Genomic DNA, 22,291 nt, shown 5'->3' on the forward strand with positions numbered 1-22,291 from the left:
ACTGCGGGACTCCGCTGTTAACCGGAGGGTATGCATCATGAAAACCATTAGGGAGTCCACAACGTTGTACAACTTTCTCGGATCGCACAACCCATACTGGCGGTTGTCGGAAAACAGTGATGTTTTGCGTTTTTCCGCCACCGAAACAACGGAACCTGAACGTACTCTGCAGTTATCTGCCGAACAGGCTGCTCGTATCCGGGAAATGACGGTTATCACCTCCAGCCTGATGATGAGCCTGACAGTCGATGAGAGTGATCTTTCTGTTCATCTGGTGGGACGAAAAATCAATAAGCGTGAATGGGGTGGAAACGCGTCAGCATGGCATGACACACCGGCGGTAGCTCGTGATTTATCACACGGACTGTCCTTTGCAGAACAAGTGGTTTCTGAAGCCCACTCTGCAATAGTGATTCTGGACAGTCGGGGAAATATCCAGCGTTTTAACCGGTTATGTGAAGAGTACACGGGGCTGAAAGAACACGATGTCATCGGGCAAAGTGTGTTTAAACTGTTTATGAGTCGTCGTGAAGCTGCGGCATCCATGCGCAATAACCGTGGATTTTTTCGAAACGGCAATGCATATGAGGTAGAAATCTGGATACCCACGCGTAAAGGCCAGCGGCTGTTTCTGTTTCGCAACAAATTCGTGCATAGCGGCAGCGGCAAAAATGAGATCTATTTAATCTGCTCCGGCACCGATATCACCGAAGAACGCCACGCCCAGGAGCGCTTGCGAATTCTGGCTAACACCGACAGCATTACAGGGCTGCCGAATCGTAACGCTATGCAGGAATTAATCGATCACGCCATTAATCAGGTGGATGAAAGTAAAGTCGGCGTGGTTTATCTCGATTTAGACAATTTTAAAAAAGTGAACGATGCCTACGGGCATTTGTTTGGCGACCAGTTGTTACGCGAGGTTTCACTGGCCATTTTAAGCTGTCTTGAGCCGGATCAGGTACTGGCGCGCTCTGGCGGCGATGAATTTCTGGTACTCGCACCAAACACCTCACAAAGTGCCCTGGAAGCAATGGCATCGCGGATTTTGACCCGCCTGCGTCAGCCTTTTCGCATTGGTTTAATCGAAGTTTATACTGGCTGTTCGATCGGTATTTCACTTTCACCGCAACATGGCCCAGACAGTGCGGCAATTATTCGCCACGCCGATACGGCAATGTACAGTGCCAAAGAAGGCGGTCGAGGGCAATTTTGCGTTTTTTCACCGGAAATGAATCAACGGGTATTTGAATATCTGTGGTTGGATACCAACCTGCGTAAAGCACTGGAAAACGATCAGTTAGTTATTCACTATCAACCGAAAATCACCTGGCGCGGTGAAGTGCGCAGTCTGGAAGCTCTGGTACGCTGGCAGTCGCCCGAACGCGGACTAATTCCCCCACTGGACTTTATTTCCTATGCGGAAGAGTCCGGTCTGATTGTGCCTCTGGGTCGTTGGGTTATTCTTGACGTCGTTCGCCAGGTGGCAAAATGGCGAGATAAAGGCATCAATCTTCGGGTGGCAGTCAATGTCTCAGCACGCCAACTCGCTGATCAAACTATTTTCACTGACCTGAAACAGGTACTCCAGGAACTTAAATTTGAGTATTGCCCTATTGATGTCGAGCTGACTGAAAGCTGCCTGATTGAAAACGACGAGCTGGCGCTTTCCGTTATTCAGCAGTTCAGTCAATTAGGCGCACAGGTTCACCTGGATGATTTCGGCACTGGCTACTCTTCCCTTTCTCAACTGGCACGATTTCCTATCGATGCCATTAAACTCGACCAGGTTTTTGTCCGTGATATTCACAAACAACCTGTCTCACAGTCGCTGGTACGGGCAATTGTCGCCGTAGCTCAGGCCTTGAACCTGCAGGTTATTGCCGAAGGCGTAGAAAGCGCAAAAGAAGATGCTTTTTTAACCAAAAACGGCATCAATGAGAGACAAGGATTCTTGTTTGCCAAACCGATGCCCGCCGTAGCGTTTGAACGCTGGTATAAACGTTATCTGAAACGCGCATAAAGAGACGAATATATATATTTAACGGTATATAATTCCATTACATATCGTATTCGTGAATGATAATTAACCTTTGCCGTTAAGCACTTCTCTTTTAGCGGCAATTTTTGCATTATTTATTTTCACCTTTTTTGCCTTAAGGATACCCTTGATGTCTGAATTTGATGCCCAGCGCGTTGCCGAACGTATTGATATTGTGTTAGATATCCTTGTGGCAGGCGATTACCACTCTGCGATCCATAATCTTGAGATACTTAAAGCAGAACTCTTGCGCCAGGTTGCTGCATCTACGCCAGACATCCCGAAGGCACCATGGGAGATTTAACAATCGTGCTTTCAGTTTTCCCTATTTAAGGATGCCCGGCGCGTCAGCATTTTTTATTGAGTATTATAACGTTATAAGAATTACAGCGATGAATTCCCGACAACAAACTATTCTACAGATGGTCATTGACCAGGGTCAGGTTAGCGTAACCGATCTGGCGAAAGCCACTGGAGTTTCCGAAGTTACTATCCGCCAGGATCTCAACACCCTCGAAAAACTTAGCTATCTACGCCGTGCACATGGTTTTGCTGTTTCGCTTGATAGCGATGATGTCGAAACCCGTATGATGAATAATTATACGCTGAAACGTGAACTCGCTGAGTTTGCCGCCTCACTGGTTCAAGCGGGAGAAACCATCTTTATCGAGAATGGCAGCAGTAATGCCCTTCTGGCCCGCACATTGGGTGAGCAAAAGAAAAATGTCACCATCATTACGGTCAGCAGCTATATAGCGCATTTATTGAAAGACGCCCCTTGTGAAGTCATTTTACTTGGCGGTGTGTACCAGAAAAAAAGCGAAAGTATGGTTGGTCCTCTGACACGTCAGTGTATCCAACAGGTGCATTTCAGTAAGGCATTTATTGGTATCGATGGCTGGCAACCTGAAACCGGGTTTACAGGTCGCGACATGATGCGTACCGATGTGGTCAATGCTGTACTGGAAAAAGAGTGCGAAACCATTGTCCTGACTGACAGCTCAAAGTTTGGTGCCGTACATTCTTACTCCATCGGCCCTGTTGAGAGAATCAAACGCGTTATAACCGATTCAAAGATTAGCGCCAGCGATCTGATGTCTTTGGAACACCGTAAATTAATCGTTCACGTCGTTGACATATAATCACTTTCCTTCCTTACGGATGATTTGCTCTAACGCAAATCATCCGCACTAAGATGATTCCTGGTTGATAATTAAGACTATTTACCTGTTATTAACACCCTAACGTTATAAACTTATTATCAGCGATATAACAGGAAGTCACTATCACCTGCGTGATATAACCCTGCGCGCGAGAGGATTTCACGGAATAATTTTACATGGCCTATTCTGAACTATTATAGTTATAGAGAGCTTACTTCCGTGAATCATAAATTCAGGAGAGAGTATTATGTTTGTAACGAGCAAAAAAATGACCGCGGCTGTTCTGGCAATTACACTGGCAATGTCTCTAAGTGCCTGTTCTAACTGGTCTAAACGGGACCGAAACACCGCAATCGGTGCAGGTGCAGGGGCTTTAGGCGGTGCAGTACTGACTGATGGCAGCACGCTGGGTACATTAGGTGGTGCAGCAGTTGGTGGTATTATCGGTCACCAGGTCGGTAAATAATCGTAAATAAATGTCGATTAGCAACTCGCTATTATAATACGCTTGACTCTGTTCAGTACGAAATAACTGAATAATACACACAGTGAAATAAACGAAAGCCACGAAAATATTTCCGTGGCTTTTTTTGTTAACCGCCTGCGAGTTTTACCTTCATCCCTTTCGCTTCAAGCAGTGATTTTAATAAATCACGCTTATCCCCCTGGATTTCGATAATTCCATCTTTTACTGCCCCGCCGCAGCCGCATTTTTTCTTCAGTTCAGCCGCCAGCTTTATCAGTTCGGCATCATCGAGATCGACGCCGGTAATCAGGCATACGCCCTTACCTTTACGCCCACTGGTTTGCCGTTGGATGCGCACCACTCCGTCGCCTTTTGGTCGTACAGGGGTCGCTTTGGGTTCATCAATACGTCCAGTTTCCGTTGAGTAGACCAGACGGCTGTTAGAATCACTCATCATGCACTCCGTTGTAACGAGGTGTTGATCGCTTTCAGCGTTTGCGCCGGGGCCGCCGATTGCGTTACCGGGCGACCAATCACCATATAATCAACGCCTGCCGCCAGCGCCTGTTCCGGGGTCATGATGCGGCGCTGATCGCCAGCGTCGCTCCCCTGCGGGCGAATACCCGGCGTCACCAGTTTGAAATCCTGACCAAATGCTTGTTTAAACCGCACAGCTTCCTGGGCTGAACACACAACACCGTCAAGGCCGCATTTTTGCGTCAGCGCCGCCAGACGCTCTGCATAATCTGCCGGTGACAGTGTCACACCAAGATCGGCCAGATCGCTAGCTTCCATACTAGTGAGTACAGTCACAGCGATTAATAGCGGCGCATCTTTGCCAAACGGAACCAACGCCTCACGTGCTGCGGTCATCATACGTGCGCCGCCAGAGGCATGAACGTTTACCATCCACACGCCTAAGTCAGCCGCCGCTGCCACGGCGTGCGCTGCGGTATTGGGAATATCGTGGAATTTCAGGTCGAGGAAGATATCAAAACCACGTTGTTGCAGTTCACGAACAAACTGCGGCCCAAACAGGGTAAACATCTCTTTGCCTACTTTCAGACGGCAATCGCGTGGGTCGATCTTGTCGACAAACGCCAGCGCAGCGTCACGATTATTATAATCAAGGGCAACAACAACAGGAGAATGAGTAACAGCGCGGGAAGGAGATGAAGCAGTTAACGTCATGACCAGACCTTCTTGATGATGGGCACCGGAAGTGGCGCAAAACAGGTAAACGGCGTGCATTCTACCCGTGGAAATAAAAAATTAACAGTTACGATTTTCCCCCTGCCAGTCTTTTTCTGCTCAGGCGTTACCGAAGCTATTTGTAAAAATAACCATTAGTATGTTGTAACTAAAGATAGTTTTTTTTATAAATTACAGTCCATCCAGGCCACGAATCGGTTTAATGGTTGACCAGGCACGGCAGGATGGACAATGCCAGTAAAGCGTGTATGCAGTAAAACCACACTTCTGGCAGCGGTAACGCGGCTTACTACGCACCTTCTCGCCCACCATGTCACGCAACACCATCAGGCTCTCTTTGGCGCGCCCTTCTTCCGCTTCGTTAAGGTGGTAATCCATCAACTTGTGGAACACGCGCATCGTCGGATGGCGTTGTAGCTGGCGCGTAATATAGACCTGTGCGGCTTCGCTGCCATCGCGCGCTTCAATGATGTCGGCAAGCATCAGTTCAGCATCTGCCCCCGTATTCTCCTCCACCGCACGCTGGAGAAACTCTGCCCATTCGGCAGTTTTATCCAGTTGCTGATAGCAGGTTTGCAGCATTTCCAGCGTTTCGCTGACCAGCTCTCTGTCCTGGGAGATAACGCGTTGCAGGCTCTCGACCGCTTTTGCGTACTCCCCTTTTGCCATGAAAACACGTCCCATCATAATGGACACGCGGGCGCTGTTTTTGTCGGCTGCCGCCCCTTTTTTCAACAAGGCCATAGCGCGATCGAGATCGTCACTGGCCATGTGCTGAAGGGCTAATTCACAGTAGAAATGGGCGATTTCGACTCGCTGTTTATCTTTACCAAGCTTCACCAGGCGTTCTGCAACATCAATTGCTTTCTGCCATTCACTGGTGGACTGATAGATTTGCAACAGTTGTTGCAATGCGCCAACTCGGAAGTCGGTTTCATCAGTCAGTTGATTAAACATATCTTCCGCGCGATCGTATAAACCCGCCGCCATGTAATCACGCCCCAGTTGCTGAATTGCCAGCAGACGCTGCTCATAGGTCAACGAGGCACTTTCCATTAAGGTTTGATGAATACGAATAGCGCGATCGACTTCGCCACGCGAACGGAATAAGTTTCCGAGCGTAAGGTGGGCTTCAACGGTGCCTGTATCCTCTTTCAGCATATCGAGGAACAGATCCACCGCTTTGTCCTGTTGATTACTAAGCAGGAAGTTAACCCCTGCTACGTAATCACGTGACAGGCGGTTGGCTTCATCTTGCTTGTTTTGTTGCGCACTTCTGCGGCCCATATACCAGCCATAGGCAGCGGCTACAGGCAAGAGCAGAAACAACAACTCCAGCATAGAAAGTTATTCCTTCGCTACTGACGAATCAGGCGCTACCGCCACGCCAGTCGCAGGTGAAAGCTGGTTTTCCAGTCGCTTTATTTTACGTTCAGCGCGTGCCAGAGAAACACGAATTCGCAGCCAGAACAGGCCACAAATCAACCAACCGATAGCAAACCCCGCAGCAAACAATACCGCCAGCAAAGTAGAGATACGATACTCCCCTTGCGCTAACAGATAATTAAACGTTACCTGCTGATCATTCTGCGCACCTAACGTGACAGAAATCACAAAAATCGCTAACACCAGTAAGAAAATGAGTAAATATTTCACATTACTTCCCGTTATGTGGTTAGAGCGAATAAATTATGGTCAACTTACCGCAATAGCCCTTTAAAGTACCATTTTCACGACGTCTGCGAAATGGTAGCCACAATCATTGTTGATGATTTGAGGGTTAAATTCGGAAATTCAACCAGTTTTAACTTTCTTGTTCTCGCTGCGCTATCTCACGATTTTCTTCCGGCGGTGGTGTTAATGGCCCACAAATACGTTGCGCGAGCCAGGTTGCCACCGCCACCAGCGCCCACGAAATCAACGTAGCCACCACCAGATCGCGCGGCCAATGCATCCCCAGCAGCAAGCGGCTTCCCATTACTCCCGTTGCCCAGACCAGCAAGAGCGCAATGGTTAAAGTTCGCCTACGTGGCCACAACAGCCCAATGGCGAGCAAGGCCCAACTGGCGGCAAACATCGTGTGGCCGGAAGGAAAGGCAAACCCCGTCTCTTTCTGCCAATGAGAACGTAAATATTGCGGGATATTTTTTTCTTCAGCCAACTGTTCTTTCACTAAATTACCGCGCTCTGCTCGCTTTAAAGTGTAGAACTCATCAACCGGAATATGATGTGTTTTTTCCAGCCAGATAACAAAAGGGCGTGGCTCCTGAACTTTACCTTTGATCCAGGATTTAACTCCCTGTCCGACAAGAATTGCCGCTGCCAGAATAGCAAATAACATAACTGCGGCTTTGAGGCGAAAACGCAGACACCAGAGAAACCAGCCGAATAAAATAAGATGCGTAATGACGCCCCAGGGCTGAGTGACGGTTTCAGTGACCCAAAAGGCCGCTTTTAACAGCCAACTTTGATCTCCAGGTTGCCAACGCCAGCCAGAAATCCATACCGCTACCGGCATGATAAGTAATAGTGCTGCTCCAACTGCGGTACGTCTGGCAATCGAACGCATGGTCTCTCCTTCCTTATAAGTCTCACAATCATAACTGAAAATGCTCTGACCTGGAAAAATTGACAGATTTGTGCCATTCAGTGAACGATTGACGCGTCGTGATTAGGTGAACACCTTCGCGTTATGGCAAAATAAGCCGATACAGAACCAGCATTATCTGGAGAATTTCATGCAGCTTAAACGTGTGGCAGAAGCTAAACTGCCAACCCCCTGGGGCGATTTCCTGATGGTGGGATTTGAAGAACTGGCAACCGGACACGATCATGTCGCGCTAGTCTATGGCGATATTTCCGGGCATACCCCGGTACTTGCGCGCGTCCATTCCGAATGTCTGACCGGTGACGCCCTGTTCAGCTTGCGCTGCGATTGTGGCTTCCAGCTTGAAGCGGCACTGACACAAATAGCCGAAGAAGGCCGTGGTATTTTGCTGTATCACCGTCAGGAAGGACGTAACATTGGTCTGCTGAATAAAATTCGCGCTTACGCGTTGCAGGATCAAGGCTACGATACCGTAGAGGCTAATCACCAGTTAGGCTTCGCCGCTGATGAACGCGATTTCACTCTTTGCGCCGATATGTTCAAGTTACTTGGTGTCAACGAAGTCCGTCTGTTAACCAACAACCCGAAAAAAGTCGAAATTCTGACCGAAGCAGGGATTAACATTGTTGAACGCGTGCCGTTGATTGTCGGTCGTAACCCAAATAACGAGCATTATCTCGATACCAAAGCGGAAAAAATGGGCCATTTGCTGAACAAATAATCCTCGTTTAATGCAAATTCGGCCTGCTTGCCGGATGCCCCTCATCCGGCAAGTAAAGCACAGTTACTTCAACATATTACGAATGACATAATGCAAAATACCGTCGTTCTGGTAATAGGTTAATTCCGTCGCGGTGTCGATACGACAACGGCACGGCACAACTTCCTGACTCCCCTCCGCTCGCGTTAGCGTCACCGGAACCGTCGCGCCCGGTTGTAGACTTTGTAGATCGGTAATATCAATCTTTTCTTCCCCGCTCAGCCCTAACGTTTTACGCGTCACGCCTGGAGGGAACTCCAGCGGCAGAATACCCATACCAATTAGATTCGAACGGTGAATACGTTCAAACGATTCGGCAATAACCACACGAATACCGAGCAGACGCGGACCTTTTGCTGCCCAGTCACGGCTGGAACCAGATCCATACTCTTTCCCGGCAATCACCGCCAGCGGTGTTTTCTCCTGCTTATAGCGCATCGCTGCATCGTAAATAGAGACAACCTCGCTGGCAGGCAAATGGCGCGTCATCCCTCCTTCAACGCCAGGCACCATTTCGTTACGAATGCGAATATTGGCAAACGTGCCGCGCATCATCACTTCATGGTTACCACGCCGCGAACCGTAGGAGTTAAAGTCTTTACGCTCAACGCCACGACCCTGCAAATATCGCCCTGCCGGGCTGTCGGGCTTAATACTGCCTGCCGGAGAAATATGGTCAGTGGTAACCGAATCCCCCAACATTGCCAGGATTCGCGCACCGTGAATGTCTTCCACTGGCGCTGGTGTTACCTGCATCTCATCAAAGAAAGGCGATAACCGAATATAGGTCGAATCATCCTGCCATCCGTAGGTATCTGATCGCGCAACGTTAATCTCTTTCCACTCCGCCGTGCCTTCAAAAACTTCCGCATATTCTTTACGGAACATTTCTGTTGAGACTTGCTCAACCGCGCGAGCAATTTCTTGTGCTGATGGCCAGAGATCTTTCAGATATACCGGATCGCCTTTGCGATCATGTCCAAGTGGATCGGAAGCGAGGTTGATGTTCATATTGCCCGCCAGCGCATAAGCAACAACCAGCGGCGGCGAGGCCAGCCAGTTGGTTTTAACCAGTGGATGAATACGCCCTTCAAAGTTACGGTTACCAGACAGCACCGCTCCAACGGTTAAATCACCTTTTTTGATCGCCGTTTCGATAGGATCGGGTAATGGGCCAGAGTTACCGATACAGGTTGTACAGCCATAGCCTACAAGATTAAAGCCAAGTTCATCGAGATACGGTGTCAGTTTGGCTTTTGCCAGATAGTCAGAAACCACTTTCGAGCCGGGAGCCAGCGACGCTTTAACCCACGGTTGTCGTTTCAGCCCCAGAGTTACGGCTTTTTTCGCCAGCAACCCGGCAGCCATCAACACGCTGGGGTTAGACGTGTTGGTACACGATGTTATTGCGGCAATAACCACTGCGCCATCAGGCAACTGATACTGATGCCCGTTCATAACATAATCGACGGGCTGGCGATCTTTATGCGTGGCATTCACTTCCAGTTCGTTACTGGCGGCAAAAGCTTTTGGTACATCTGCCAGCGCAACGCGATCCTGCGGCCGTTTTGGTCCGGCAAGACTGGCTTCAACGTCATTCATATCCAGTTCTAATGTACTGGTAAAAATCGGTTCATCGCCCGGGTTACGCCACATTCCTTGCGCTTTGGCGTATTTTTCGACCAGTTCGACCTGATCTTCACTGCGTCCACTTAAACGCATGTAATCGAGGGTAACCGAATCTATTGGGAAGAAGCCGCAGGTCGCGCCGTACTCCGGTGACATGTTGGCAATCGTCGCGCGATCTGCCAGCGGCAGCGAATCCAGTCCATCGCCGTAAAATTCGACGAATTTACCCACTACGCCATGTTTACGCAGCATCTGAGTGACGGTAAGAACCAGGTCTGTGGCGGTGATACCTTCACGTAATTTTCCGCTGAGTTTAAAGCCCACAACATCCGGGATAAGCATGGAAACCGGCTGACCTAACATTGCTGCTTCCGCTTCGATCCCACCAACACCCCACCCCAACACGCCAAGACCGTTGATCATCGTGGTGTGCGAGTCGGTGCCGACAAGCGTATCCGGGTAAGCAATCCACTCACCGCCCTGCAATTCGCTCCACACCGCTTTACCGAGATACTCGAGGTTAACCTGATGGCAAATCCCAGTGCCTGGCGGCACCACCCTAAAACGACTGAATGCCTGCTGTCCCCATTTCAGGAATACATAACGTTCGTGGTTGCGCTCCATTTCCAGGCGCACGTTTTCCTCGAAGGCCTCATCATCACCAAACCGATCGACGGTCACCGAGTGGTCAATCACCAGATCGACGGGTGAGAGCGGGTTCACCTTCGCGGTATCGCCGCCGAGACGTTTTACCGCTTCACGCATCGCCGCAAGGTCAACGACAGCAGGCACGCCGGTAAAGTCTTGCATCAGCACTCTTGCCGGACGGTAAGCGATTTCACGGTCAGCATGGGCATTTTTCAGCCATCCTGCCAGCGCATGTATATCTTCTTCGGTAACAGAGTTGCCATCCTGCCAGCGCAGCAGGTTTTCGAGCAAAACTTTGAGTGACTTAGGCAGACGGGTAATATCGCCCAGTGATTTGGCAGCAAGCGGCAGACTGTAGTAATGGTAGGTTTTATCTTTAGCCTGCAACGTGTCCTTAGTGGCTTCTCGTAGGGTTGACGACATAGCTCCTCCTTAATGACAGGGTTGCGATACCCTGATTCTCCTCAGGGTGAATATTAAAGATAACACAAACACTGCGTAACGATTTGATAACAACCCAAATTGATAAAAGAGGAGAGGCCTTACAGGGATAAATCGGGATAGGAGCTGATCTCACGATCAGCTTCCTCCCACACCACCGTACGTACGGGGCCGTATACGGCGGTTCGGTTATGTTGATCGTCGCCTGCCTATACTTCTGGCAGGCCCAGTCTGGAGAACAGCTTATTGGGGAGTGCTATATTCAGTGCCGGACTACAGCTTATCCGCCACTCTTTATGGCAGCTTCCTGCTGTTTGCGCCGCAAGGTCCTTGCTTACGCCTCGACTGCGCAACTCCCTGAAGCGGTTGCGGCCCGTTTTCCACTGTTTCCAGAGTATGCTTTGCAGCCTGCGCCTTATCCATCCGTTCAGCTCTCGCATCAGCGATGGCCTCTGGTTCAGCCCGTAGTAACTTTTCCAGCCCGTCAGATATCGTCTTAGCGGCTGAGTTAGCTGTTCAAGGCTTCTCCCTGTGTTGCGTCCGGTCAGTGCTCTTATCCGCATTTTGAACCGTTTTATCGACTCCGGCGATACCACGCACCATACCTTCCGCCCCCTTATGAAGCTGTATCCAAGGAACTTGCGCGTTTCAGGGCGTGCTACAGCACTCTTCTTCGCGTTGACCTTCAGCTTCAGTTTATGGCTCAGCCAGTGCGTCAACCCCGCCATGATCCGGTTGCCTGCCCGTTCGCTTTTCACGTAGACATTACAGTCGTCTGCGTACCGCACGAACTTCAGACCACGTTTCTCCAGTTCCTTGTCGAGGTCGTCAAGCAGCAGGTTCGATAGCAGCGGCGACAGTGGGCCGCCCTGCGGCATTCCTTCTGTCACCGGCCTTACCAGACCTGCGTCCATCACCCCTGCATTCAGGAACCTGCGGATAAGTGACAACACCCGTTTATCCGATACTCGTTTCTCTATCCGGCTCATCAGCACATCGTGATTTACCCGGTCGAAGAACTTCTCCAGATCGAGGTCGACCACCCAGTGATACCCGGCCCCGATATGTTCCCGGGCTTGTATCACTGCCTGATGGGCCGAACGACCGGGACGGAACCCGTAGCTGTTGTCGCTGAACGAGCTATCCCACTGTGCCTGCAATACCTGCATCATCGCCTGCTGGATGAAGCGATCCACCACCGTCGGGATGCCCAGCAGACGTTCGCCGCCGCCGGGCTTCGGTATGGACACTCTTCTCACAGGAGATGGGCGGTATCTGCCGGACAGCAGTTGCGCTTTCAGCTCTGGCCAGTGGTGCCTCAGGTAGTCCGGCAGTTCGCTTACGCGCATACCATCGACTCCCGCTGCACCTTTGTTGGCTTTAACTCTTTTCAGGGCTTGCCTGAGATTGACTGGTTCACAAATGGCTTCCATCAGCCACACTGTTGACGACGGACTTTCTCTGTTCGTCGGTGCCTGCACGGTTTCAGCCCCCGGAAGGGCGGCGTTCGGGGCTTCACCCCGTTCCCCGGCCTCAGGGTCGCGATGCGTTTTCTGCTGCATGAACGTTCAGAACCTCCGTTGATACTCGTCACTCATTACCGTTCGGGCCTTCGGGTGTCATGCCCTACTATGCCCTCTGCTGACTCCTGTCCGCCGGTCAGCGCCCCTTACGGTACGCTCAGTTCTGGATACAGAACGACGGACAGGCCTCCCGGGGTAAGTTCAGCCGCCTTCACCACACACCTGTCCGATTTACCACCCCGGTTCTTGATGGTTATGGCCTTCGCAATTCTTTGCTTGCTCCGCCAACCGGGTAGGCCTCGTATCGGATTTCTGTTCGTCAGGTCATGGATTTGCTTCACGCTTCCTTCAGACCCCGCCTCACGACGACGCCCTTGCGCTTCGCTAGTCCTTCGCCACCATCAGGCTGGACAGGGGACTTTCACCCCCGAGCTGCTGAACATGCCCGGCACACAAAGAAAAACCTCGCCGCAGCGAGGTCAGAGATTAGTGAGCAACTATCCAGATGAGTTCGGACCAGAAGAGTATCGACAGAGAAAATGCGCCCATCCAGGACCAGTATTTCGTATTTGTGATGATCATAGGCTACACCCTTTATTTGTTATTACTTTATGTTGAAATTACTCAACCTTTTATTGCAGTGGTGTATTAAAAAGCGTTTAATTCACGAATATATCGGATAATAAGAATGATGATAATTATTGTTTCTGCTGATCATCTTCAGCAAACATCTCTATAAAGGCTTGCTGCTGCGACGTTAGTTTCCAGTCATCTGGAATAACGACGGAACATTCTCGTTTCGTTTCCATTTCGTTGTCACTATGCTGACATAATGGTGACGATTCCTGATGCTGCTCCTGAACAACCATCGTTATCCCCACACTTTCCATATCAGTAGTGCGACAACCACCCAGAAGAGTGCAGAACCAAGAAATACTGCACGCCAGGCTTTGCGTTTTAATTCAGGGTCCCGGCGGGGTTCCTGATTTCCAGAAGGCATTGCTAACCTCATATGATCGCCATCACTTATCAGTAAGACGTTAACCAATTGGTAAAATTAATCAAACGATGAGACAAATCCTAATGAAACTTTAGCCAAAAATCCAGCTAATTTACGAATCGTATCCAGTGAATAATTCAATCTTTTGACCTGATATAGATATTTGAAGATTGAAGTTTGCGAGGCGGGTAATTAGGCACTACTTTATGATCGATTTACCATAAAGATTTCAGGGGTAATTATATTGTGGGTGCGTACGAATAAGAAGGAGCAGAGAATATATTCCGGCCCCCTAGTAACATAAAGGTGCCGGAAATAACGCAGGTAATTATTTTTCAGGCAACTTGATATCTTTAAACATGACCTCAATTTCTTCATTAGAACGCAGTGCCACAGCGGCATCAACGACGTCTCGCGTTAAATGCGGGGCAAAACGCTGAATGAAATCATACATATAACTGCGTAAAAACGTACTGCGACGAAAACCAATTTTGGTTGTGCTATGGCTGAAAATGTCGTGTGCATCGACACGAACCAGGTCAGGGTCAGCAACCGGGTCGACCGCCATGCTGGCAATCACCCCTACCCCCAGTCCCAACCGGACGTAGGTTTTAATGACATCAGCATCCGTTGCCGTGAAGACGATACGCGGCGTCAACCCTGCGCGGTTAAAAGCGGTATCCAGTTCAGAGCGTCCGGTAAAACCGAAGGTATACGTCACCAACGGATACTGCGCCAGTTCTTCAATGGTGATTGCATTTTTGCCTGCCAGTGGGTGGTCCGGGGTCACCACAATAGCCCGGTTCCAGTGATAGCATGGCAGCATCACCAAATCTTCATACAAATGAAGTGCTTCCGTGGCAATAGCGAAATCGGCATTACCTTTAGAGACTGCATCGGCAATTTGTGTCGGTGATCCCTGGTGCATATGCAAAGAAACGCGAGGATAACGCTCAATAAAACCTTTGATGACGTTTGGTAACGCATAGCGTGCCTGAGTGTGAGTAGTGGCAATATATAATGAGCCTTTATCTGGCCAGGTGTGCTCTCCGGCAACCGATTTAATGGCATCTACTTTCGACAGGACTTCACGAGCAATACGAATTATTTCCTGCCCGGCTGGAGTAACCTGCGTCAAATGCTTGCCGCTGCGGGAAAAAATTTGAATGCCCAACTCATCTTCCAGCATTCTGACTTGCTTACTGATCCCAGGTTGTGATGTGTAAAGTCCTTCAGCCGTTGATGAGACATTCAGGTTATGATTGACCACCTCAACAATATAGCGAAGTTGTTGTAATTTCATGTTAAACCATCCACTTAGACGCCATCTGAACATCGTTTTTTCGTCACACCTGGCGGGTGACTAATACGATTTAATAATAAAAAAAGCGATAACTATAACCACTATATCATTTATAGCTTTAGTGTATAGGTGTGCAGAAAAAATAATATGTAATAAAAAAGGGCCGTTTTCGCGACCCTTTGTTTATAAAAACCGGAAAAAGTTAAAGGTTATTTTTTCCCTTCAACCCATTTGCCATCTACATAAAATGCTGACCAGCCAGTTGCCTTTCCATCTTTTTCCGAAGAAACATATTGCTGTTTGGTTTTACGGCTAAAGCGAACTATTGTCTTATTACCTTCCGGATCCTGCTGCGGCGCATCGGCCAGATAACGCAATTTTTCCGGTAAACGGTCGCGGAAGCGATAAAGCTCTTCCACCAGCGGTGCACGCGTTTCACGTGATTTAGGGAAGGTATTGGCAGCCAGGAACACACCGGCAGCACCATCACGCAGCACGAAATAAGCATCCGATTTTTCGCACGGTAATTCTGGCAGCGGAACCGGATCTTCTTTCGGCGGCGCGACTTCACCGTTACGTAAAATCTTACGCGTGTTTTTACACTCTTCGTTAGTGCAGGCCATGTATTTACCGAAACGCCCCATTTTCAGATGCATTTCAGAACCACATTTTTCACACTCAACGATCGGGCCGTCATAACCTTTAATGCGGAATTCGCCCTCTTCGATCTCGTAACCGTCGCAGGTTGGGTTATTACCACAGACATGCAATTTACGTTTCGGATCGATGAGATAGCTATCCATCGCCGTGCCACACTTCTGGCAACGACGTTTGGCGCGCAGCGCGTTGGTTTCAGCATCTTCGCCTTCCAGCACGTTAAGCACTTCGTTTTCCGGCACCAGGTTGATGGTGGTTTTGCAACGCTCTTTCGGCGGTAGCGCATAGCCGGAACAGCCGAGGAATACCCCGGTACTGGCAGTACGAATACCCATTTTGCGGCCACAGGTCGGGCAATCGATACTGGTCAGAACCATCTGGTTCGGCCGCATACCGCCCTCTTCCGGATCTTTTTCCGCTTTATCGAGCTGCTGGGTGAAATCCGAGAAGAAGTGATCCAGTACGGCTTTCCACTCTGCTTCGTGATTCGCCACCTGGTCGAGGCTGTTTTCCATCTGCGCGGTAAAGTCGTAGTTCATTAACTCACGGAAATTTTCTTCCAGGCGATCAGTTACGATCTCACCCATTTTTTCCGCATAGAAACGACGGTTTTCTACGCGCACATAACCACGATCCTGAATGGTCGAAATGATCGACGCATAGGTGGAAGGACGACCAATACCGCGCTTTTCCAGTTCTTTAACCAGCGAAGCTTCACTGAAACGGGCTGGCGGTTTGGTAAAGTGCTGAGCAGGTGTCAGCTCAACAAGCGACAGTGAGTCACCTTTATCGACAGCCGGTAAAATACGATCTTCATCGCCTTTACGCAGCGCGGGCATCACTTTCGTCCAGCCGTCGAAACGCAAAATACGTCCGCGCGCTTTCAGGCGGAAATCACCTGCGCCAACGGTCAGCGTGGTGGAGTCATATTTCGCCGGGGTCATCTGACATGCAACGAACTGACGCCAGATTAACTGGTACAGTTTCTGCGCATCCGCTTCCATATCTTTCAGCGATTCTGCCATTACATTGACGTCAGAAGGACGAATCGCTTCGTGCGCTTCTTGAGAGTTTTCTTTGCTGGCGTATTGGTTCGGGCTTTCCGGCAGATATTTCTTACCGAAATTATCGCTGATATATCCACGAACCATATTTACCGCGTCCTGACTCAGGTTAGTGGAGTCGGTACGCATGTAAGTGATATAGCCAGCTTCATACAGACGCTGCGCCATCATCATGGTTTTTTTCACGCCAAAACCAAGACGGGTACTGGCAGCCTGTTGCAATGTGGAAGTAATAAAAGGCGCGCCAGGTTTACTGGTTGTCGGTTTGTCTTCACGTTCCAGCACGCTATAGCGCGCTTTTTCCAGCAGACTTACCGCTGCCTGAGTTTGTTCTTTAGTCGCCGGGCGGAACGGTTTGTCGTTCTGATGGGTCACCTGCAAGGCCAACGCTTCGCCTGATGGTGTGGTCGTGCTGGCATCCACCTCCCAGAACTCTTCCGGTACGAACGCTTTAATTTCTCGTTCACGCTCGACCACCAGGCGAACCGCCACTGATTGCACACGTCCGGCAGAAAGACCGCGAGCAATCTTTTTCCACAGCAGCGGAGAAACCATATAACCCACCACACGGTCCATAAAGCGACGCGCCTGCTGGGCATTAACACGATCAATATTCAGCTCGCCAGGTTTGTTGAAAGCCTGGCGGATCGCGTTTTTAGTAATTTCGTTAAACACCACCCGGCTATAGCGCGCATCATCACCACCAATCACTTCCCGCAGGTGCCATGCAATGGCTTCCCCTTCGCGGTCAAGGTCGGTTGCGAGATAGATGTGGTCGGCTTTTTCAGCCAGTTGTTTCAGTTCAGAGACGACCTTCTCTTTACCAGGCAACACTTCATAGTGCGCCTCCCAATTGTGCCACGGGTCAACCCCCATACGGTTGACGAGAGCGCCACGTTCATCCTTTTTAGGCTTTTTAGCCGTCTTGGTGGAGGTAGAGTCGGCACTCTTTTTAGTAGTTGAGCCACTGGTCGGCAAATCGCGGATGTGACCGACGCTGGATTTCACCACGTAGTCACTACCCAGATACTTGTTGATCGTTTTGGCTTTTGCCGGGGACTCAACGATGACAAGAGCTTTACCCATATTCACCTTACCTAATTTGATTCTTCCAGGAATGCGTCGCACATTGATAAACCTTCCACTGGCAACGAGTTACCGATATGGACTCGCTCTCTGCGGATATCAACCCCTTGTCGTGACTCTGTTCACGAAAATTCAGGTGACTGAGTTAGCAGGTCTTTGCCTACAGGCGCTATAGCACGACGGAATTTTGGTCGAATGTCAAGCAAATCTATTGCCAGATTGACGAAAGCGTCACACTGTACCTGATAAAATCCGTTACGCAACTTTATTAGCATGCAAAATCCAAAGTTGCCAGTAAGGCGCACCTGACGCCAGCGTGGTATATTTGTCTGCAAGCCATGCCTGGCGTAGACTAATGTCCTTGTTTAAGGAGTAAATAATGAACAAAGAGACACAACCCATCGACCGCGAAACGCTGTTGAAAGAGGCCAACAAAATCATTCGTGAGCATGAGGATACGCTCGCAGGAATTGAAGCCACCGGCGTTACGCAGCGTAATGGCGTACTGGTGTTTACCGGCGATTACTTTTTAGATGAACAAGGATTGCCGACTGCGAAAAGCACCGCGGTGTTTAATATGTTTAAACACCTGGCTCACGTGCTCTCGGAAAAATATCATCTGGTAGATTAAAGCAAAACGCGAGGCCTGAACCTCGCGTTTGTCTTTTACATCAAAGGCTTTTGCCCGCGCTGCCACCAGCGTAACAACAATCGGTCGACGCTCTCTGCCGCACTGCCGGTAAATCGGTCTATTAACCGTTTACGCTGCATATAACGCACGTTAACCACTTCACGGCCTTCCATCAGACTCAGAATCACTTCATCACTGGTGTTTATTTCGTCAACCAGACCTTTCTCTACCGCCTGTTGCCCGTACCAGTGTTCGCCAGTAGCCACCTCTTCAATATCCAGAGACGGACGCATACGTTTTACAAAAGCTTTAAATAGCTGATGTGTTTCGTTCAGTTCTTCACGGAATTTCTCACGCCCTTCTTCGGTGTTTTCACCCAGCAATGTCAACGTCCGCTTATATTGCCCGGCAGTATGCAGTTCGATATCAATATCTTTACTTTTCAGGAAGCGGTTAAAGTTGGGCATTTGCGCCACCACACCGATGGAGCCAACAATGGCAAACGGTGCGGAAACAATTTTATCCGCAACACAGGCCATCATGTAGCCGCCGCTGGCAGCCACTTTGTCTACCGTAACGGTTAAAGGAATGTTTTTATCGCGCAGACGCTGCAACTGCGAGGCTGCCAGACCGTAACCATGAACCATACCGCCGGGGCTTTCCAGACGCAAAACCACCTGGTCACGCGGCTTAAATGCCGCGAGTACCGCTGTGACCTCTTCACGCAGCGAGTTCACTTCATGCGCGTCCATGCTGCCTTTGAAATCCAGCACCCAGACACGGGGCTTACTGTCAGTCACCACCTCGCCCAGTTTGGCTCTCGCTTTCGCTGCTTTCGCTTCTTGCTTGTGCTTTTTCTTCTGCGCTTTATGCCACTGTTTTTGCTGATGTGTATCCATCAGCGCTGCGGCCAGTTCTTCTTTCATCTCCTTATATTGTTCGCTGAGATTATTAACCCGTAACTCGCCACGCTGGCGCTTATTACGTTGGGCAACATTGACAATAATGGCGGCAATAGCCGCAATCGCCACCACAACAGTGACAATTTTCGCCAAAAACAAACCATATTCAGACAACAATTCCACGAGTCCCACCTTGGTTAAACAACGCTTTGCTTCACAGTTTACAACAGGCATGTTAAGCCGTCTCGCAGAGATATTCTTGACGAGAAAGTATGACAAAGTATTCATTTTACGGCGTTATCGCTCCTGGCTGATTGAAATGCGCCTCTGTTTAAGGCATAACCCCTCAAAGTCATAAGTACACTGGCAACGCGACGGATAATGTCGTTGAGGAGTAGCCATGCATTACCAACCAAAACAAGATTTACTCAATGATCGTATTATCCTGGTGACCGGTGCCAGCGACGGAATTGGTCGTGAAGCCGCTCAGACTTATGCGCGTTATGGCGCGACGGTGATTTTACTGGGTCGTAACGAAGAAAAATTACGTCAGGTCGCCCGGCGTATGTTCGAAGAGACCGGACACCAGCCACAGTGGTTTATTCTCGATTTGCTGACCTGCACATCCGAAGATTGCCATCAACTGGCACAGCGCATTGCCGTTAATTATCCGCGTCTGGACGGCGTTCTGCATAATGCCGGATTGCTTGGCGAAGTTTGCCCGATGAGCGAACAAAATCCGCAGGTCTGGCAGGATGTCATGCAGGTCAACGTAAATGCTACCTTTATGCTGACCCAGGCACTTCTTCCTTTATTACTCAAATCGGACGCCGGTTCGCTGGTCTTTACCTCATCAAGCGTTGGACGTCAGGGGCGTGCCAACTGGGGCGCATATGCTGCCTCTAAATTTGCCACCGAAGGGATGATGCAGGTACTGGCCGATGAATATCAGCAGCGTCTGCGTGTGAACTGCATTAACCCGGGCGGTACGCGCACCGCCATGCGTGCCAGTGCCTTCCCTACGGAAGATCCGCTGAAGCTCAAAACACCCGCCGATATCATGCCGCTATACCTCTGGCTGATGGGCGATGACAGCCGCCGTAAAACCGGTATGACCTTTGACGCCCAACCGGGCCGTAAACCAGGAATTTCCCAATGAGTGACGAACGCTACCAACAGCGTCAGCAACGTGTTAAAGAAAAAGTGGATGCCCGCGTGGCGCAGGCCCAGGATGAGCGCGGCATTATTATTGTTTTTACTGGCAATGGAAAAGGCAAAACCACTGCGGCATTTGGTACGGCAACACGCGCGGTAGGTCACGGAAAAAAAGTGGGCGTCGTGCAGTTTATTAAAGGCACCTGGCCTAACGGCGAGCGCAATCTACTGGAACCACACGGCGTCGAGTTTCAGGTGATGGCAACAGGTTTTACCTGGGATACGCAAAACCGCGAAGCTGATACCGCTGCCTGCCGTGAAGTCTGGCAACATGCAAAGCGAATGCTGGCTGATTCCTCGCTGGATATGGTTTTGCTCGATGAGCTGACGTATATGGTGGCGTATGACTATTTGCCACTGGAAGAAGTGGTGCAAGCCTTAAATGAGCGTCCACATCAGCAAACGGTGATTATCACGGGTCGTGGCTGTCATCGGGATATACTTGAACTGGCAGATACCGTCAGTGAATTACGCCCCGTCAAACATGCGTTTGATGCAGGAGTTAAAGCACAAATCGGGATTGATTATTAAGTGAAAGCACCTCAAAAGATTGCCTCTTGAGGTGCTTTAATCATAATTATATTCAAGCGGCAATAGCGAAATTCAGAATGCGTTTAATCTCATTCAAATGTCCCGGATATGCTTCATGATTCTCAGCGTCAACATCTTCAATAAATAATATCAGTTCAGTAATTAACGCATTCGCATCTTCATAACTAATTCCGCTTAACTCTGGTGAGGTTTCAGAACCATAGTTAATCGTCAGGTTGTTCATAATCGAGAGGATAAGGATAAAATATTTATGACAAACCTTACATGTGGTTTTATTGCCCAGGGTATTATACAGCATGTCGAGTAATGCCAGTATTCTACGATTTTGTACATCGTTCATAAAAAGCCTCCTATAACATTATTCCGCTAGCAATAAGTAGTTTTGCCAGCCCCTCAGACGCCTTTAACCCACTAATTACTTGTGCACGTAATATTTCATTTAGCCTTTTTTGTTCAGCCGCTGTGCGTGTTTTATTAGTGTATAAATCCTTAAGGTGATTCCCCTCGTCAAGAAATGAGTTCAGTGCTTGTATTGCTGGAATTGCAGGATCTGCTGCACGAAGACGTGTTTCATTAATGCTGATAATCGCAGCCAGGAATTCTTGTCTGCTCTTCAATGTCTTAAATTCATTACCTCCTCCTTTTTTTAAGGAGGCATTGTAATAAACGAGATTATTATGTACCGTCGCAAAGGTATTTCTTCCGGTTTGTTTACCTTTTGTCGCGATATCGTTTCGTATATCAGTTAGATCATTTTTTATTCTTTGCCAATGATTATTTACCGTACTACCTATATTCCCTGCGCTTACCCTTGTATTATACAACCCATTGAAATAAACCACTAAATCTTTAACCGCTGCTGCAGATTTTGTTAATGTTCCACCATCATTGATGCCCAGAAGTGCCCCCGCATTATTCGCGTGATCCAGAGCTTGTTTAAGCAATATGAACTGTTTGCTGTCTTTAACATCTAAATCCTCATTCAAAAGTTCGACATAAGAACTCATACTGCTAATGATTTCCATAGAAGCCAGCAATCTTTCTTTTTCAGTAGTGACTATCTTTGTAGTAAAAAGATCTTCTTGAGATTTTTTGTGCTTATCTCCAGGTTGCTGACACAATGACTCATTACTGGTACTGTTTTCAATAACTACCTCATAATCTGGTCGGGGTGCACACTCCGGATTAGTCGCATAAAAATTAACAAGAAAGTTTTCACGAGAAGCATAGTATTGTTTAAAGAAACTTGCATTCGCCGCCACCGCCTTGTTACCCGCAGTAATAACAGTTTCAGCTTGTTCATTTTTCAAAGCATCGGTTGCACAACCTGAAATCATTAACAGCGATAGAAATACTCCACTATATCTAATCATAACCCACCTCTTGACGT

The 22,291-nt window shown here is 49.0% G+C and carries 24 protein-coding genes; 8 read left to right on the forward strand and 16 right to left on the reverse strand.

Annotated elements, in window-relative coordinates:
- Positions 1-37 precede the first annotated feature (37 nt).
- Positions 38-2,023: a cyclic di-GMP phosphodiesterase gene (gene pdeR / locus A9587_RS14195; RefSeq protein WP_000849463.1), complete on the forward strand. Its 1,986-nt coding sequence runs from the start codon at positions 38-40 to the stop codon at positions 2,021-2,023.
- On the opposite strand, the gene A9587_RS25065 is transcribed toward pdeR, so the two are convergent.
- Entirely contained in the window at positions 2,005-2,133 is a 129-nt protein-coding gene (locus A9587_RS25065; RefSeq protein ID WP_214678595.1) for a hypothetical protein, read from the reverse strand. The two genes, pdeR and A9587_RS25065, sit on opposite strands and share 19 nt — an antisense overlap.
- 38 nt (positions 2,134-2,171) lie before the next feature.
- Between A9587_RS25065 and A9587_RS14200 the strand changes: the two genes are divergently transcribed.
- From A9587_RS14200 to osmB, 3 genes are all read left to right on the forward strand, one after another.
- Positions 2,172-2,345, forward strand: a complete 174-nt coding sequence (locus A9587_RS14200) for a YciZ family protein (RefSeq protein WP_001288366.1) — start codon at positions 2,172-2,174, stop codon at positions 2,343-2,345.
- 88 nt (positions 2,346-2,433) lie between these two features.
- Positions 2,434-3,183: a DNA-binding transcriptional regulator YciT gene (gene yciT / locus A9587_RS14205; RefSeq protein ID WP_105263576.1), complete on the forward strand. Its 750-nt coding sequence runs from the start codon at positions 2,434-2,436 to the stop codon at positions 3,181-3,183.
- Positions 3,184-3,451: 268 nt separating this feature from the next.
- Entirely contained in the window at positions 3,452-3,670 is a 219-nt protein-coding gene (gene osmB, locus A9587_RS14210) for an osmotically-inducible lipoprotein OsmB (RefSeq protein WP_000498252.1), read from the forward strand.
- A gap of 127 nt (positions 3,671-3,797) precedes the next feature.
- Here the strand turns inward: osmB and yciH are convergent, their stop codons facing one another.
- From yciH to pgpB, 5 genes are all read right to left on the reverse strand, one after another.
- Positions 3,798-4,124: a stress response translation initiation inhibitor YciH gene (gene yciH, locus A9587_RS14215; protein ID WP_001516486.1), complete on the reverse strand. Its 327-nt coding sequence runs from the start codon at positions 4,122-4,124 to the stop codon at positions 3,798-3,800.
- Positions 4,124-4,861: an orotidine-5'-phosphate decarboxylase gene (gene pyrF / locus A9587_RS14220; RefSeq protein WP_000176253.1), complete on the reverse strand. Its 738-nt coding sequence runs from the start codon at positions 4,859-4,861 to the stop codon at positions 4,124-4,126. The genes yciH and pyrF overlap by 1 nt, the downstream gene beginning before the upstream one ends.
- A gap of 192 nt (positions 4,862-5,053) precedes the next feature.
- Positions 5,054-6,223, reverse strand: coding sequence for a lipopolysaccharide assembly protein LapB (lapB, locus tag A9587_RS14225; RefSeq protein ID WP_000891363.1), 1,170 nt, complete (start codon positions 6,221-6,223; stop codon positions 5,054-5,056).
- Positions 6,224-6,229: 6 nt separating this feature from the next.
- Positions 6,230-6,538, reverse strand: coding sequence for a lipopolysaccharide assembly protein LapA (gene lapA, locus A9587_RS14230; RefSeq protein ID WP_000876278.1), 309 nt, complete (start codon positions 6,536-6,538; stop codon positions 6,230-6,232).
- Between the two features lie 148 nt (positions 6,539-6,686).
- Positions 6,687-7,451 carry a phosphatidylglycerophosphatase B gene (pgpB, locus tag A9587_RS14235; RefSeq protein WP_105263577.1) on the reverse strand — a complete coding sequence of 255 codons (765 nt, stop codon included), beginning with the start codon at positions 7,449-7,451 and terminating at the stop codon, positions 6,687-6,689.
- 169 nt (positions 7,452-7,620) lie between these two features.
- Here pgpB and ribA point away from each other — a divergent pair, with 169 nt between their 5' ends.
- Positions 7,621-8,211, forward strand: a complete 591-nt coding sequence (gene ribA, locus A9587_RS14240; protein WP_001176295.1) for a GTP cyclohydrolase II — start codon at positions 7,621-7,623, stop codon at positions 8,209-8,211.
- Between the two features lie 63 nt (positions 8,212-8,274).
- Here the strand turns inward: ribA and acnA are convergent, their stop codons facing one another.
- The 7 genes from acnA to topA form a co-directional block, all read right to left on the reverse strand.
- The gene (gene acnA / locus A9587_RS14245; RefSeq protein ID WP_001516489.1) at positions 8,275-10,950 is read right to left on the reverse strand and encodes an aconitate hydratase AcnA; all 2,676 of its coding nucleotides are present in this window, start codon (positions 10,948-10,950) and stop codon (positions 8,275-8,277) included.
- A 227-nt stretch (positions 10,951-11,177) separates the two neighbouring features.
- A complete protein-coding gene (gene ltrA / locus A9587_RS14255) occupies positions 11,178-12,530 on the reverse strand; it encodes a group II intron reverse transcriptase/maturase (RefSeq protein ID WP_105263578.1) in 1,353 nt (450 codons plus the stop codon).
- 447 nt (positions 12,531-12,977) lie between these two features.
- On the reverse strand, positions 12,978-13,073 hold the full coding sequence (gene ymiC, locus A9587_RS24475) for a small membrane protein YmiC (RefSeq protein WP_122983110.1): 96 nt from the start codon (positions 13,071-13,073) through the stop codon (positions 12,978-12,980).
- 116 nt (positions 13,074-13,189) lie between these two features.
- Complete coding sequence (yciX, locus tag A9587_RS14260) at positions 13,190-13,360, reverse strand: protein YciX (protein ID WP_000261428.1); 171 nt, start codon at positions 13,358-13,360, stop codon at positions 13,190-13,192.
- Positions 13,361-13,362: 2 nt separating this feature from the next.
- On the reverse strand, positions 13,363-13,503 hold the full coding sequence (locus tag A9587_RS14265; protein ID WP_077627674.1) for a YmiA family putative membrane protein: 141 nt from the start codon (positions 13,501-13,503) through the stop codon (positions 13,363-13,365).
- Between the two features lie 316 nt (positions 13,504-13,819).
- A complete protein-coding gene (cysB, locus tag A9587_RS14270; RefSeq protein WP_000776256.1) occupies positions 13,820-14,794 on the reverse strand; it encodes an HTH-type transcriptional regulator CysB in 975 nt (324 codons plus the stop codon).
- Positions 14,795-15,003: 209 nt separating this feature from the next.
- Positions 15,004-17,601 (reverse strand): type I DNA topoisomerase, encoded by a 2,598-nt coding sequence (gene topA / locus A9587_RS14280; protein WP_105263579.1) that lies wholly within the window; start codon positions 17,599-17,601, stop codon positions 15,004-15,006.
- A 379-nt stretch (positions 17,602-17,980) separates the two neighbouring features.
- Here topA and A9587_RS14290 point away from each other — a divergent pair, with 379 nt between their 5' ends.
- Positions 17,981-18,232: a YciN family protein gene (locus A9587_RS14290; RefSeq protein ID WP_001031530.1), complete on the forward strand. Its 252-nt coding sequence runs from the start codon at positions 17,981-17,983 to the stop codon at positions 18,230-18,232.
- A 35-nt stretch (positions 18,233-18,267) separates the two neighbouring features.
- On the opposite strand, the gene sohB is transcribed toward A9587_RS14290, so the two are convergent.
- Complete coding sequence (sohB, locus tag A9587_RS14295) at positions 18,268-19,317, reverse strand: protease SohB (protein WP_000422073.1); 1,050 nt, start codon at positions 19,315-19,317, stop codon at positions 18,268-18,270.
- A 217-nt stretch (positions 19,318-19,534) separates the two neighbouring features.
- Between sohB and A9587_RS14300 the strand changes: the two genes are divergently transcribed.
- Both A9587_RS14300 and cobO read left to right on the forward strand, forming a co-directional pair.
- On the forward strand, positions 19,535-20,293 hold the full coding sequence (locus tag A9587_RS14300) for a YciK family oxidoreductase (RefSeq protein WP_000559299.1): 759 nt from the start codon (positions 19,535-19,537) through the stop codon (positions 20,291-20,293).
- Complete coding sequence (cobO, locus tag A9587_RS14305) at positions 20,290-20,880, forward strand: cob(I)yrinic acid a,c-diamide adenosyltransferase (RefSeq protein ID WP_001516495.1); 591 nt, start codon at positions 20,290-20,292, stop codon at positions 20,878-20,880. The genes A9587_RS14300 and cobO overlap by 4 nt, the downstream gene beginning before the upstream one ends.
- 52 nt (positions 20,881-20,932) lie before the next feature.
- Here cobO and A9587_RS14310 read toward each other — a convergent pair whose 3' ends face one another.
- Together A9587_RS14310 and A9587_RS14315 are read right to left on the reverse strand one after the other, a co-directional pair.
- The gene (locus tag A9587_RS14310) at positions 20,933-21,241 is read right to left on the reverse strand and encodes a hypothetical protein (protein ID WP_001516496.1); all 309 of its coding nucleotides are present in this window, start codon (positions 21,239-21,241) and stop codon (positions 20,933-20,935) included.
- Positions 21,242-21,251: 10 nt separating this feature from the next.
- Positions 21,252-22,274 carry a hypothetical protein gene (locus A9587_RS14315; RefSeq protein ID WP_001516497.1) on the reverse strand — a complete coding sequence of 341 codons (1,023 nt, stop codon included), beginning with the start codon at positions 22,272-22,274 and terminating at the stop codon, positions 21,252-21,254.
- Positions 22,275-22,291 lie beyond the last annotated feature (17 nt).

The organism is Escherichia sp. MOD1-EC6162 (assembly GCF_002965125.1).
Lineage (GTDB): Bacteria > Pseudomonadota > Gammaproteobacteria > Enterobacterales > Enterobacteriaceae > Escherichia > Escherichia marmotae.

Bases quoted from the DNA above. Each gene is read 5' to 3' on its own strand.
- osmB (WP_000498252.1), top strand. From the start codon at position 3,452: ATGTTTGTAACGAGCAAAAAAATGACCGCGGCTGTTCTGGCAATTACA.
- cobO (WP_001516495.1), top strand. From the start codon at position 20,290: ATGAGTGACGAACGCTACCAACAGCGTCAGCAACGTGTTAAAGAAAAA.
- A9587_RS14315 (WP_001516497.1), bottom strand. From the start codon at position 22,274: ATGATTAGATATAGTGGAGTATTTCTATCGCTGTTAATGATTTCAGGT.
- A9587_RS14200 (WP_001288366.1), top strand. From the start codon at position 2,172: ATGTCTGAATTTGATGCCCAGCGCGTTGCCGAACGTATTGATATTGTG.
- ltrA (WP_105263578.1), bottom strand. From the start codon at position 12,530: ATGCAGCAGAAAACGCATCGCGACCCTGAGGCCGGGGAACGGGGTGAA.
- cysB (WP_000776256.1), bottom strand. From the start codon at position 14,794: ATGAAATTACAACAACTTCGCTATATTGTTGAGGTGGTCAATCATAAC.
- yciX (WP_000261428.1), bottom strand. From the start codon at position 13,360: ATGGTTGTTCAGGAGCAGCATCAGGAATCGTCACCATTATGTCAGCAT.
- pgpB (WP_105263577.1), bottom strand. From the start codon at position 7,451: ATGCGTTCGATTGCCAGACGTACCGCAGTTGGAGCAGCACTATTACTT.
- ribA (WP_001176295.1), top strand. From the start codon at position 7,621: ATGCAGCTTAAACGTGTGGCAGAAGCTAAACTGCCAACCCCCTGGGGC.
- acnA (WP_001516489.1), bottom strand. From the start codon at position 10,950: ATGTCGTCAACCCTACGAGAAGCCACTAAGGACACGTTGCAGGCTAAA.
- ymiC (WP_122983110.1), bottom strand. From the start codon at position 13,073: ATGATCATCACAAATACGAAATACTGGTCCTGGATGGGCGCATTTTCT.
- lapB (WP_000891363.1), bottom strand. From the start codon at position 6,223: ATGCTGGAGTTGTTGTTTCTGCTCTTGCCTGTAGCCGCTGCCTATGGC.
- yciH (WP_001516486.1), bottom strand. From the start codon at position 4,124: ATGAGTGATTCTAACAGCCGTCTGGTCTACTCAACGGAAACTGGACGT.
- topA (WP_105263579.1), bottom strand. From the start codon at position 17,601: ATGGGTAAAGCTCTTGTCATCGTTGAGTCCCCGGCAAAAGCCAAAACG.
- A9587_RS25065 (WP_214678595.1), bottom strand. From the start codon at position 2,133: ATGCAAAAATTGCCGCTAAAAGAGAAGTGCTTAACGGCAAAGGTTAAT.
- A9587_RS14265 (WP_077627674.1), bottom strand. From the start codon at position 13,503: ATGAGGTTAGCAATGCCTTCTGGAAATCAGGAACCCCGCCGGGACCCT.
- yciT (WP_105263576.1), top strand. From the start codon at position 2,434: ATGAATTCCCGACAACAAACTATTCTACAGATGGTCATTGACCAGGGT.
- A9587_RS14290 (WP_001031530.1), top strand. From the start codon at position 17,981: ATGAACAAAGAGACACAACCCATCGACCGCGAAACGCTGTTGAAAGAG.
- A9587_RS14300 (WP_000559299.1), top strand. From the start codon at position 19,535: ATGCATTACCAACCAAAACAAGATTTACTCAATGATCGTATTATCCTG.
- pdeR (WP_000849463.1), top strand. From the start codon at position 38: ATGAAAACCATTAGGGAGTCCACAACGTTGTACAACTTTCTCGGATCG.
- A9587_RS14310 (WP_001516496.1), bottom strand. From the start codon at position 21,241: ATGAACGATGTACAAAATCGTAGAATACTGGCATTACTCGACATGCTG.
- pyrF (WP_000176253.1), bottom strand. From the start codon at position 4,861: ATGACGTTAACTGCTTCATCTCCTTCCCGCGCTGTTACTCATTCTCCT.